12 protein-coding genes and 1 pseudogene are annotated in these 12,573 nt (G+C 42.1%); 9 read left to right on the forward strand and 4 right to left on the reverse strand.

Features of this window, described 5'->3' with window-relative positions; genetic code table 11:
* Positions 1 to 130 precede the first annotated feature (130 nt).
* From ACEW80_RS21240 to ACEW80_RS21265, 6 genes and pseudogenes are all read left to right on the forward strand, one after another.
* Positions 131 to 1,123: an ABC transporter ATP-binding protein gene (locus ACEW80_RS21240; protein WP_373528493.1), complete on the forward strand. Its 993-nt coding sequence runs from the start codon at positions 131 to 133 to the stop codon at positions 1,121 to 1,123.
* Entirely contained in the window at positions 1,124 to 1,936 is an 813-nt protein-coding gene (locus ACEW80_RS21245) for an ABC transporter permease (protein WP_373528494.1), read from the forward strand. It begins immediately after the preceding gene.
* A gap of 101 nt (positions 1,937 to 2,037) precedes the next feature.
* Positions 2,038 to 2,412: a four helix bundle protein gene (locus ACEW80_RS21250; RefSeq protein ID WP_373528495.1), complete on the forward strand. Its 375-nt coding sequence runs from the start codon at positions 2,038 to 2,040 to the stop codon at positions 2,410 to 2,412.
* 8 nt (positions 2,413 to 2,420) lie between these two features.
* The gene (locus ACEW80_RS21255) at positions 2,421 to 4,097 is read left to right on the forward strand and encodes a GldG family protein (protein ID WP_373528496.1); all 1,677 of its coding nucleotides are present in this window, start codon (positions 2,421 to 2,423) and stop codon (positions 4,095 to 4,097) included.
* A gap of 51 nt (positions 4,098 to 4,148) precedes the next feature.
* Positions 4,149 to 4,775, forward strand: coding sequence for a DUF4340 domain-containing protein (locus ACEW80_RS21260; protein ID WP_373528497.1), 627 nt, complete (start codon positions 4,149 to 4,151; stop codon positions 4,773 to 4,775).
* 27 nt (positions 4,776 to 4,802) lie between these two features.
* Positions 4,803 to 4,997, forward strand: a pseudogene (locus ACEW80_RS21265) (hypothetical protein); the annotation flags it as partial.
* A gap of 594 nt (positions 4,998 to 5,591) precedes the next feature.
* Here the strand turns inward: ACEW80_RS21265 and ACEW80_RS21270 are convergent.
* Both ACEW80_RS21270 and ACEW80_RS21275 read right to left on the reverse strand, forming a co-directional pair.
* A complete protein-coding gene (locus ACEW80_RS21270; protein WP_373528498.1) occupies positions 5,592 to 6,242 on the reverse strand; it encodes a hypothetical protein in 651 nt (216 codons plus the stop codon).
* A gap of 203 nt (positions 6,243 to 6,445) precedes the next feature.
* Positions 6,446 to 7,540 (reverse strand): D-alanine--D-alanine ligase family protein, encoded by a 1,095-nt coding sequence (locus ACEW80_RS21275; protein WP_373528499.1) that lies wholly within the window; start codon positions 7,538 to 7,540, stop codon positions 6,446 to 6,448.
* A 143-nt stretch (positions 7,541 to 7,683) separates the two neighbouring features.
* Here ACEW80_RS21275 and ACEW80_RS21280 point away from each other — a divergent pair, with 143 nt between their 5' ends.
* The gene (locus ACEW80_RS21280) at positions 7,684 to 8,532 is read left to right on the forward strand and encodes a lysophospholipid acyltransferase family protein (protein ID WP_373528500.1); all 849 of its coding nucleotides are present in this window, start codon (positions 7,684 to 7,686) and stop codon (positions 8,530 to 8,532) included.
* A 176-nt stretch (positions 8,533 to 8,708) separates the two neighbouring features.
* Here the strand turns inward: ACEW80_RS21280 and ACEW80_RS21285 are convergent, their stop codons facing one another.
* Positions 8,709 to 8,969: a MoaD/ThiS family protein gene (locus tag ACEW80_RS21285; RefSeq protein WP_373528501.1), complete on the reverse strand. Its 261-nt coding sequence runs from the start codon at positions 8,967 to 8,969 to the stop codon at positions 8,709 to 8,711.
* A 453-nt stretch (positions 8,970 to 9,422) separates the two neighbouring features.
* On the opposite strand from ACEW80_RS21285, the gene ACEW80_RS21290 reads away from it, so the two are divergent.
* The gene (locus ACEW80_RS21290; RefSeq protein WP_373528502.1) at positions 9,423 to 10,010 is read left to right on the forward strand and encodes a Uma2 family endonuclease; all 588 of its coding nucleotides are present in this window, start codon (positions 9,423 to 9,425) and stop codon (positions 10,008 to 10,010) included.
* A gap of 228 nt (positions 10,011 to 10,238) precedes the next feature.
* On the opposite strand, the gene ebsA is transcribed toward ACEW80_RS21290, so the two are convergent.
* Positions 10,239 to 10,613 carry a type IV pilus biogenesis protein EbsA gene (ebsA, locus tag ACEW80_RS21295; RefSeq protein WP_373528503.1) on the reverse strand — a complete coding sequence of 125 codons (375 nt, stop codon included), beginning with the start codon at positions 10,611 to 10,613 and terminating at the stop codon, positions 10,239 to 10,241.
* A 498-nt stretch (positions 10,614 to 11,111) separates the two neighbouring features.
* On the opposite strand from ebsA, the gene ACEW80_RS21300 reads away from it, so the two are divergent.
* The gene (locus ACEW80_RS21300; RefSeq protein WP_373528504.1) at positions 11,112 to 12,542 is read left to right on the forward strand and encodes a glycosyltransferase family 2 protein; all 1,431 of its coding nucleotides are present in this window, start codon (positions 11,112 to 11,114) and stop codon (positions 12,540 to 12,542) included.
* The last annotated feature ends 31 nt before the right edge of the window (positions 12,543 to 12,573 follow it).

Consider the following 12,573-nt stretch of genomic DNA (forward strand, 5'->3'; position numbering starts at 1 on the left):
TAATTATTCACGCCTACTTAATTACAGTTTACAACTATGCTAAGGCAAGCAGTACTTGGTATCACCACTCAACAAGTGTTGGTGATCTAAGATTATTGGGTATCTCATAATTTGCGATCGCTTAATACCGATGATTGAAGTTGAACATCTAAGTAAAATATACGGTTCTACCCCAGCGATTACTGATGTCACTTTTAGCGTCGAGCCAGGGGAGATTTTAGGATTGTTGGGGCCGAATGGCGCTGGCAAAACTACAACCATGCGAATTCTGGCTGGTTATTTACCGGCGACAAATGGCAATGCGCGGATTGCTGGCTATGATGTCCATGAAAATTCTCTCGCTGTCCGCCAACGAATCGGTTATTTACCGGAAACACCGCCGTTATATCCAGACATGACGGTGGAGGGATTTTTGCATTTTGTAGCGCGAATTAAGGGAGTATCAGCAGGCGATCGCTCTAATAAGGTAGTAGCAGCCATCAAACGCTGCAACTTAGAAGATAAGCAACGGGTAATTATTCGCAAACTTTCTAAAGGATACCGCCAAAGGGTAGGAATTGCTCAAGCGATCGTCCACGATCCCCCAGCGATCATTCTGGATGAACCCACCGTCGGACTCGATCCCCGCCAAATAATTGAGGTGCGGAATTTAATTAAAAGCCTCGCTGGGACTCATACAGTTATTCTTTCCACACATATTTTGCCAGAAGTGAGCATGACCTGTAGCCGAGTTGCCATCATCAATCGCGGTAAAGTAGTGGCAACTAATACACCAGAAAACCTGATGACCCAGTTGACAGGCGGATCAGGATATGAAATAGAAATAGAAGGAGAAGCCGCCCTAGCGAAACAGGTATTGCAAAATATCGCAGGTGTGAGTTTGGTAGAATCAATTCCCACAGCCGGAATGCACACTCATCAACCCCAGGCAAATCGCGCTTACCTGCGGGTGATATCGCAGCCAGGAAAAGAACCAGGACGGGATATTGCCACAACATTAGTGCGTGCAGGATTTGGTTTACATGAACTGCGGCGAGTAAACGCTACCTTAGAAGATGTATTCTTGCAACTGACCACAGAAGAAAAGCATTTAGAAGCAGTCACAGAAGGAGAAGCCGCGTAAATGGGTATAGTACTGAGTAATATTATTGCCATTTATCGCCGAGAATTACAGAGTTATTTTGTATCGCCCTTAGCTTATGCGATCGCTGGCATATTTTGGTTCATCACGGGGTTATTCTTCGTAATGATTTTGCTAGGGCCAGATGGCATTTTACCAGGGGTCGCCGCCCTAGATTTACAAGGGCAACAATTAGGAGTGCCAATACCACCAATAGATGTCCCCTACGAATTTATCCGGGCATTTTTGGATCGTATGGGGTGGCTATTGTTGTTTATCCTGCCAATTCTCTCAATGGGACTTTATGCCGAAGAACGTAAGCGGGGCACCTTAGAGCTATTAGCTACATCACCGATTACCAATTGGGCGGTAGCTTTAGGTAAGTTGTTAGGCGTACTAACATTTTTTACCACAATGGTCTTACCCATGCTAGTGTTTGAAGCGATCGCTATCAGTGGATCAAATCCACCAATGTCGCCCTCAATTCCCTTACTAGCTCATTTAGGATTAATCTTGCTAGCAGCCGCAATTTTATCCATAGGAATGTTTATTTCCTCATTAACAGACAGTACAATTCTCTCTGCCGTTCTCACCTTTGCAGTCATCTTATTATTGTTATTGATTGATTTAATCGCCAAAATTGTCCCTGCTCCCATAGGCGAAGCATTAGGTTATCTGTCGTTGCTAAAACATTACAACACCTTAATTCAAGGCATTTTCGATACCAGCAGCTTAATTTTATTCGCCAGTTACATTTTTTTAGGCATCTTTCTCACCGCTCAATCAATTGATGCACTGCGCTTTCAAAGGCAATAGTTATTTGTCATTGGTCATTTGGCATTTGGCAAAAAATAGTGACAAGTAAAAATATATGGACGAAAATTGAGTGACTAAAAGTCAGCAAGACAACTGAATAAATGGCAACAAAGCGTTTCCAAGAATTACAGGTTTATCAATTATCAGAACAATTAGCAGATGACATTTGGAAAATTGTTGGAGGATGGATTTTTTTTGCAAAAGATCCGATTGGTAAACAGATTGTACGTTCAGCCGATAGTATCAATGCCAATATAGCGGAAGGTCTAGGAAGAGGTAGTTTTCAAGACAATAGACGTTTCATAAAAATAGCGAGAGGCTCTTTGAATGAAACTCAACATTGGTTAAGACGGGCTTACACTCGTAACCTTTTAACCACCGAACAGATAAATGCAATCAAAACAATCAATAACGAATTAGCGCCAAAATTCAACTCCTACCTAAACTCAATTGGCAATGTACCAAATGACAAATGACAAATTATATGAAGATAGTTGCAAAAAAGAAACTGTGGAAATATCTGTTTTGGCTCGGCCCGTTCCTAATTACTGTCGGCTTAACAGTTGGATTGATCTCTGAACAGTGGGGATTAATTCCATTAGCATTCCTGATTACAGGAATTGCCATCAGTGCATTGTGGATAATCTGGCAAAGCTACCAAACTAACTGGTGGAAGCGTCGTTCTACCCAAGCTGGTACTAACGCCTTGGTAGCAACTCTAGCAGTATTGGCAATTTTGGGATTGATTAACTTTTTAGGAACTCGCTACCATTTGCGGGCAGACTTAACAGAAACTCAATTGTTTACCCTTGCGCCCCAGTCGCGGGAACTGGTAAGGGTTTTACCACAGCTAGTTAAAGTATGGGTGTTTGATATTAACCAGAATCCCCAAGACCGAGAACTGTTAGAAAACTATCAACGGCAAAGCTCAAAATTTAAATTTGAGTACATTGACCCCCAAACTAGACCAGGAATTGCCGAAAAGTTTGGCGTTAAAGATTATGGGGAAGTTTACCTAGAATCTGGCGATAAACGGCAATTAGTACAAACAGTAAATCAAAATGAGCGCTTGTCAGAAGTTAGATTAACCAGTCGCCTGCAACAATTAACAAATTCAACCACAGTCAAAGTTTACCTACTGCAAGGTCATGGCGAACACCAACTTTCAGCAGGTAAAAGTTCAATATCACAAGCAGTTCAGGGATTAGGCGACAAAAATTACACAACAGCACCGCTAAATCTAGCAGAAACCTCCAAAGTTCCTCAAGATGCGGCTGTTGTAATAGTAGCTGGCCCCAAGCGAGAGTTATTTGAGGGCGAAGTCAAAGCTTTGCAAGAGTTTTTGAATCAAGGCGGTAACTTACTGCTGATGATTGATCCCAATACTGATCCCAAACTTGACAGCTTGCTACAAGAGTGGGGTGTTCGTCTAGATAATCGTTTAGCAGTAGATGTTTCAGGTGAAAGCGTCGTGGGACTTGGCCCTGCTGCGCCCTTGGTGACAGAATACGGACAACATCCGATTACCAAAGATTTCGGTAACGGTAATTCTTTTTATCCGGTTGCACGACCACTGGAAATTACCTCTGTACCGGGTGTCGAAGCTACTCCTCTGCTACTAACCAAACCCTATCCCAGCAGCTGGGCAGAAAGCGACCTCCAAAGCGAAAAATTGGAGTTTAACGCAGATAAAGATATCAAAGGGCCTCTGACCTTGGGTGTAGCTTTAACCAGAAAACAAGCGGCAAAATCTGCTTCCACTCCCCAAGTTTCACCTACACCATCACCAACCACCCAAAGTAAAGTTTCCCCTACTCCCGTAGCCTCCCCTGCCTCTCCCACTCCCCCTGCCTCCCCTTCCCCTGCCCCCACTCCTTCATCTCAAACAGCCACCGAGTCCCGGTTAGTAGTTTTAGGAAATTCTAATTTCGCCACTGATGGCTTGTTTCAAAAGCAACTAAATGGAGATGTATTCCTGAACTCAGTCACCTGGCTGAATCAACAGGATCAGCAACCCCTTTCCATTCGCCCCAAAGAACCGAAAAACCGTCGAATAACCATAACAACCACCCAAGCTAATCTTTTAATATTGTCGTCTCTGTTAGTTTTACCTTTAATTGGGTTTGCGGCGGCAATTATTATCTGGTGGAAACGACGGTAGAGACGCGATTAATCGCGTCTCTACAAGTGCCCAATGCCCAATTATTAAAAAATGAAATTGCCACGAACAACTTTAATTTTGATCCTACTAGCGCTAGGTTTAGGTGGTTTTGTTTACTTCTATGAAATTCGAGGTGCAACTGTGCGAGAAGAAACCAAGGAGCAAAAGCAGCAAATTTTCTCTTTTGCCGCAGATGATGTGCAGTCCTTAAGAGTGAAGACAAAAAAACTCACCCTGAATCTGGAACGTAACCCTAAATCTAGCAACCCCAAGTGGTTAATCAAATCTCCGGTATCTGGTCTAGCAAATGATGCTATTGTTTCTTATTTGATGGATTTATTAGTCAAAGGTAAGAGTGATAGCACTTTATCAACTCCCGCAAAAGACCTTGGAGAGTTTGCCTTAGATGAACCCCAAGCAACTATCAATATTACCCTAAAAAATCAACAAAGCCATCAGTTGACTTTGGGTAGACTTAACTTTAACGGGCGTTTCTTGTATGCTCAAGCTGACTCTCCTGCTAATCTAGATGGAAATACAGATGTGCTGTTGGTATCTCCAGATTTTGCAAATGCCGTGAACCGGGAATTATCAGAATGGAAACAACCTGTAGATAATATTAACGCAACACCTCTGCCAAGTATTCTTCCTCTACCGACTCCGACTAATAGTAAGTAATTCGTAATTAAGTAACTTAAAAAATCCGATGCTGGTTCGATTATTCAACAGGATGTGGTGCGAGTTAGTCACCGTGATGAAGTTGATGATTTGATTAGAAAAGGCAAAGATTTAGAGCGAGTTGTATTAGCAAGAACGGTGCGATGCCTACGGCGGGCTACGCCTACACATTTGCAAAATCGTGTATTAGTCTATGGTAACAGGACAGTAGTATTTGAGTAAGTTAGGATCGGGGCGAATGCAGTTCATAAATAAAAAGAGAGTGGGAGGAAGCATATCAGTCAGCTTTCATACTCCCACTCTGCCATTTGCTGCTGAAGTGAACAGGAGTGTATACAGATGTTGCCCGTTATTTGGGGGCTAATGCGTACTTTAACAACAACGCCTATATATATTTAATATTCCTGTTGCAGCAAATGCCAAACCTAATTATTAATATTTATCTGCTAATAAAAATACGCCGCAGATAATTGATAAAGATAGTTTTTTGTTTTTAAAAATCATTTAGTAGATAGTGCTTTACAAAAGGAATTTGCTTAGGTGGTAGTCTCTGATAACAATACCCTTGAAGTCGTTTATCTTCTACAATTTAACTTGGTTCATCAAAATCTAGTTGCCATTTTGGCAGATTTTTAAATTTCTTTATTGCTCATATCTAACTTTTAAAAAGCAGTTATAGCGGTTCTCGGTTGAGTGAGATACCTATAAAACATTCCTACATAACAAGATTCCCGACTTCTTTAAGAAGTCGGGAATCTAAGATCAGCTAATTGCCAAAAAGTAGTTAATTTAACCGGGTTTTACTTGACAGTACTATTAATACTGGCGCAAAATTGCCGACAATGAACTATCTTTACGAAGATCCAGCAAGTCTGCCAAAGATTCTGTCCGCGTATCTAGGTGATGCTTGTGTTCTGCTGGCAGAACAGTGACCAAATGCTTTGTTTTAGGTGGCATCTGCATCACAGGGGTTAGTTGTGGCTGTGGCACAAAAATTGGCTGGTTCTTGGGAAGACGTGGTTCCAATCTTGTGTAATGACTGTGTGCTAAACGTGCCTGATGACGGTTAATATATTTTTGGACTTTTGGCGGTTGCGTCGGACGGTTGAGCATTCGGAAAATGATCAAGCAACCACTACTACAGCTGAGAACGATCGCAGCCACCATCCATAAAGGTGTAGGATTACTATTCTCGGAGGGCGCATTGATTGGTTGTTCAACTATGACTGGGATTTTTTCTGGTTCTTCTTGTGTCACCTGCCCAGCATTACCTAAGCTATACAAGGCAAAAGCACCTCCTCCGATAAACATGGCTAAAAACCCAGTTAATAATAGCCAAGGATGATGTGCAACCAGATACATCAGAACGTTCGAGCTTTTTCTTAATCTCGATTTTCTGTTTTTCAGTTCTGGAGTGTTCCCTATTGGTTGGGTTGTCTCATACTGTACACTCTGACTTTTTTCCATGATTATTTTCAGATTTGTACCCCTCTAGTCAATAAATTGTACCGGAGGAGTTAAGCATCAGGTATCCGTAACAAAGTTTTAGATTCAAGTAGCTTTTTTTGTACAGCTAATGATACCAAATCTGGCTAACTTTTGCCAAAATTCTGTATTTATTGTGTCTTTTCACCAGAATCATCTGGAAATAGGTTCGCTTGTTTTCTTCGTCAGCTAGGAGAATGTCTTTCAAGAGCAAGTTGAATTAACCGATCAACTAATTCTGGAAAGGAAACTCCACTATAAGACCAAAGTTGCGGATACATACTCGTTGCAGTGAAGCCTGGTAAGGTATTGATTTCATTAATTAAAACTTCTTTTGTCGCTTCCACATAGAAAAAATCTACCCTTGCCAACCCCGCAGCATCAACAGCTGCAAAAGCTTGCAAAGCCATATCCTGAATTTGACGGGCGATCGCATCTGGAATCAATGCAGGTATCAGTAAATCTGCCCGACCCTCAGTATATTTGGTTTCATAATCATAAAAATCACTGTCATATGTAATCTCTCCAATGACAGAGGCTTGGGGTTGCTCGTTACCTAAAACGGCACACTCTACTTCTCTGGCTACAACACCAGCTTCCACAACTAACCGTCGATCATAGCTGGCAGCATTATCTAATGCGGCTTCTAATTCTTGGCGCGATCGCACTTTGGCAATGCCCACTGATGAACCCAAATTAGCAGGTTTGACAAAAGCAGGATAACCTAATGCTGCCTCAATTTCATCACACAGTTTCGGAAATATGCAAGGATTCGACCAAACTTGCGCTCTAGTTATTGCCTTGTATTTCACCTGCGCTAGTCCCGCTTGCTCAAACGCCATTTTCATCGCAACTTTATCCATCCCCATTGCGGAACCTAAGACCCCAGAACCGACAAAAGGGACTTGCATTAAGGTGAGTAACCCTTGAATTGTCCCGTCTTCACCGTTGGGGCCGTGAAGAATGGGAAACCAAACATCCACTTGGGCAACTTCAGAGGGAGATTGCCACTTGCTCAGGGTTTCGGGGTTAGATGTCAAATGTCCTTCAGGAGTTGATTGTTCAGACTCTAGTATCGGGATGCCAGTTTCTAAAACCTTTTGAGGTACTTCTCCTCCTAGCCAGCGTCCATCTTTTTGGATGTAAAACGGCAGTATTTCGTACTTATTAGTATTTTGCTCTGCACTTAAGGCTTTAGCGATCGCCCGTGCTGAGTTGATCGAAACTTCATGCTCTCCCGAACGACCGCCAAACAGTAACCCCACGCGCAGTTTAGTCATTTTCAGTACCTCAAAACTCCTCAAGCAGATAGCGTATCACAACCTACAAAAGTTGCCATATTTTTTCAGATTTTTGCAATTACCTATTTGTCACACAATAGAAGGGATTGTTTAATCTTTACAAATCCTGCTAAAATGCCTCGATGTTAAAAAAGCAACATCTCTTAAATAACAAACCTGGTTGGTCTTTGGATGAGCGAGATCCAAAGTTCCTCGAATCTCTAATGCCCTGGTTTAGCTTTTTGTATCACTACTATTTCCGAGTTAAAACTAGTGGCTGGGATCATATTCCACCCCAGGAAAAAGTTCTCCTTGTCGGTTCGCACAATGGGGGACTCCCGGCTCCCGACATGACGATGATGATGTACGACTGGTTCCGACGATTTGGTGTAGAACGACCAGTTTATGGTTTGATGCATCCTAAAGCCTGGCAGGTTAGTCCATCATTAGCACAATTGATTGCCAACGCTGGAGCAATCATGGCTCATCCAAAAATGGCTTATGCAGCCTTGCGCTCTGGAGCTAGCGTGCTGGTTTATCCAGGTGGAGCGGAAGACCTCTTCCGACCGCATTATTTACGTGACAAAATCTACTTTGCGGGGCGGCAAGGATTTATCAAGTTAGCATTGCGGGGAAATGTGCCAATTGTGCCTGTGATTTCTTGGGGTGCCCACGATACGCTAATTGTGCTCGCTGACTGCTACAAAATTCTACAGCAACTTCACGAGTGGGGGATGCCTTGGCTGTTTGATATTGATCCAGAAGTTTTTCCGATCTATCTCGGATTGCCTTGGGGATTAGCATTTGGCCCGCTGCCCAATATTCCATTACCTGTGCCGATATACACACAAGTTTGCCCGCCAATTGTGTTTGAACGCTACGGTCGGGAAGCAGCCAGCGATCGCCAATATGTCAATGAATGCTATGAATTAGTTGTTAGTCAGATGCAGCAAGAGTTAGACAACTTAGTGAAGCTAAGTGCTAATTCGTAAGCTCTTGGCATAAACGAGCTGGCGATCGTCAATATTATAGTTCAATACAGTTCAAATCAGCCCAAAACCCTCACGTAGAGACGCGATTTATCGCGTCTTCAAAGACCAATTATTTACACTAATTTAGTTAAAGATTTTTATGGCTTTGTTCGCTTCGGCGCTAAGGTGAAATAGGTTTAGCCGCCGCTAACTGGTGGAATTAACACAACTTCATCGCCATCTTGCAAAAGGGTATCTGGTTGGACAAATATCAGATTAATCCCAAAGCGGGTGATGTCACGCCATTGGGAGAGTTCAGGGTGTTCAGCTATGAGGCGATCGCATACTGTTTTGACTGGCATACTATTGGGAAATTCCAGCACCAGTTCTGAAACCTTAAAGGCTTCTTGATAAGCAGCGAATAATTTGACAGTCACTGTGATTGCAGATTTAGACATACAACATACTTTGGCAGCACCAGCAAGTAGTTTAATACTTTGACAAGCACCCTGAACTTTTGAAATTTATTATACATTACTAAGCAGGTGGGCACAAATAAAACATAGCAGCCGATTATGACAGTTAGTGGTAAGTTGTGCGTACCTAGCAACTGCTTTTGACTCCTCACTAATAACCAAATCCCCGCAGGGGTACAAGTCGGGAAACCGCAAGGGCAAAGTGGCTCCCCAACCTACACATTTTATTTTTTAGGCTTAACAGAACCGTATTGCTATCAAATTCTAGGTTCTTCACAACTGTAGATACATACAGTAAAAATTGCAGGTTTAAACCGCCGAGACTTTTCTAAAAAAAGACCTGATACGATTAGGTTGTAGATTACTAGTGAAGATTGAACCTCATCACTTTTCTGCCCAAAAAATTTTAGTCGCCGAGAAATAGGTGGTATTTTTATGAAATTAGAAACACAAAAACGCCATTACACACCTGAAGAATATTTAGAACTTGAAGAAAAGGCAGAATTTAGAAGTGAATACCGCGATGGAGAAATAATTCCGATGACAGGTGGTACTACCAATCATAATAAAATAGCAGGCAACTTTTATGCATATTTGAGGTTTGCTTTAAAGGGCAAAAAATATGATGTTTATATCAGTGATGTGCGTTTGTGGACACCTCGTTATCGGCAGCATACTTATCCAGACGTAATGGTAATTCAGGGACAACCTGTTTATACGGGAACGAATACGACTACCGTCATGAATCCCTTAATAATTGCCGAAGTTTTATCTAAATCGACTAAAAATTACGACCAAGGAGATAAATTTTCGTATTATCGCTCAATTCCTGAATTTAAGGAATATATTTTAATCGACCAATATTACTATCATGTTATGCAATATGTAAAAACTGCGGAAGGTCAATGGTTATTTATTGAACTTGAAGGCGAATCTGCAATTTTATTGCTGCAAACAATTGATTTTAAAATTCAGCTTGGTGACCTTTACGAGCAAGTAAATTTTGCGGAAAGCGATGATTGATTCTGAATTCAGAAGCCAGGATTCAGTATTCAGAATCAATACTTCGGCAAGCTCAGTAACCATCGCACAAAATATATTCTGTTAGCGGATAGCTAAGGTTTAGCCCATTCTGGCTCCTGACTCCTGAATTCTTTCTTAATAAAATTAATATTTTTTAAATTATTTGTTGCTCTCACATAGCTTAGTTTTGAAGATTAGCCGAACTAGCAAAAGTCCGGCTTAATTTCATCAATCGTCTATACGCAGTAGCTTGCGGTAAAAGGTTTGTGAAAAATCGGTTAGGCGATGACGTTTATAGTTGTCCATAAGTTCAATTAAAAAATTAATAAACTCGAAACTGGCCATCATCAGTTCGTAACTCAGTTCAGCGTTGCCATCAAACTGGATTCGGCAACGTGTTAAGTCTGAAGGTAGGGTAGCAACATTCCAGGAGGCGACAAAGGGGACGTGCTCACTGGCTTCTATCTTCCGATGTCCTTCCAAGACCCCTTTTTGATAAAGACTGATGGCATAGGGTAAGAAACTGCGCCTAGCGCCTTGAACGTAAGGTAAGTAAACACTGGCTTGTTGTTGAGTGGCAGGTTGGAGTTGCTCAATAGACATTGTTAAATATTCCTCAAGTTAGTTGGTAACTGGGGATATTAGTGGCTTTTAATAGGATTCCCAAAAAATGTGTCTAAAGCACACGGTAGGGCAGTAGAGAGTGGAGCAAAATAACTAATCACTAAATACCCAATGCCCCATGCTCAATATATGAAGTTACTGCTAAGAAATATTAAAACTTCGGTTACAATGATGCTGCATTAACTTTTATCGAAGCTGGGGGCAATAAAGCTAAAAATCCTCACTGTAAAGTGATGGATAGTGTTATTGCTGTTTTTGCCAAATACAAGCTGCTGCTACCTTTGTATCACTTTGCCCAAACCAGAGTTCCCATTGATGTGTGACTCTACTAGTTCTATCGTAAGTTGAAAGAGGTAGACGATTACTGTCAATCTCAGGATTGGCTGAAGGTGTGTAGAGGTTGTACAGTTTGGTGTTATGTGATTGCCAGCTTCTTTATAGGTGTAGACAAATACTGGTTTTGGAATCAAGTAACCTATGCCAGCGAATTCCTGGCCCGAAAAAGATTCTTATCAAGAGCTTGATCCGCTCAACTCCTTGTTGTCTGACCTATCAGGAGATGAGGAGTCAGTGTTAGAGACAGATCCCGTGTTTCTAACATCCCGGTTTCAAGGTCGTAGACGTAAAGCGGCTCTAGTCTTGACTGTTGTCTGGAGTGGCACGATCGCTCTACATTTAGTTTCTTGGGCTTCCATATTTATTCTAGGACTGACTACCATTCTAGGATTTCATGCTTTGGTGGTAGTGTTTACTAAATCCCGTCGCTATCCAAAGGAAATCCAGGGAGATTTGCCCTTTGTATCTGTGCTAGTGGCTGCGAAAAATGAAGAAGCGGTAATTGCTAAATTAGTCAAAAATCTTTGTAATCTGGAATATCCAGATGGACAATACGAAGTATGGATAATTGACGATCATAGTAGCGATCGCACCCCACATTTATTAGCAGAACTAGAGCAGAAATACGAGCAACTGAAAGTACTAAGGCGTTCAGTAGAAGCTAGTGGTGGCAAATCGGGGGCATTGAATCAGGTCTTGCCGCTGACAAAAGGTGGCATTATAGCAGTATTTGATGCTGATGCTCAAGTGACACCAGACTTGTTACTACAGGTAATACCTTTATTTCAAAGAGAAAAGGTAGGGGCGGTGCAGCTGCGAAAAGCGATTCTGCAAGCAGACGCTAACGCGAACGCCAACGCCAAAGCAAACTTTTGGACTAAGGGGCAAATGGCCGAAATGGCACTTGATACCTGGTTTCAGCAACAGCGGACTGCCCTTGGTGGCATTGGCGAACTGCGGGGCAATGGTCAATTTGTCCGGCGTTCAGCCTTGGAAAGCTGCGGTGGCTGGAACGAGGAAACCATTACCGATGATTTGGATTTGACAATCCGCTTACATTTGGAGAAATGGGATATTGAGTGTGTTTTCCATCCAGCAGTGCAAGAAGAAGGAGTGACAAGTGCAGTTGCACTCTGGCATCAGCGCAATCGTTGGGCAGAAGGCGGATATCAACGCTATCTGGATTATTGGGATTTAATTCTCAAAAACCGTATGGGATGGCGCAAAAGCTGGGATTTGCTGATATTTATGCTGATTATGTATATCTTACCGACAGCAACAGTCCCAGATTTATTAATGGCGATCGCCCGTCATCGTCTACCAATGTTAAGTCCCATAACAGGCTTGTCCGCTACTATGTCAATGGTAGGGATGTTTACAGGTCTAAGGCGGATACGTCAAGATCAAAAATTCCCACTTTCTACATATTTTGTGTTGCTGCTGCAAACCCTGCATGGCAGTTTATATATGTTGCACTGGTTAGTGGTTATGAGCAGTACTACTACCCGAATGTCGGTAAGACCGAAGCGTTTGAAATGGGTGAAAACCTTGCATACTGGGAATCGGGAATAGTCCCTAAAGAGAAATTCAAAATTTAAAATGC

The sequence above is a fragment of the Nostoc sp. genome (assembly GCF_041747015.1).
Lineage (GTDB): Bacteria > Cyanobacteriota > Cyanobacteriia > Cyanobacteriales > Nostocaceae > Nostoc.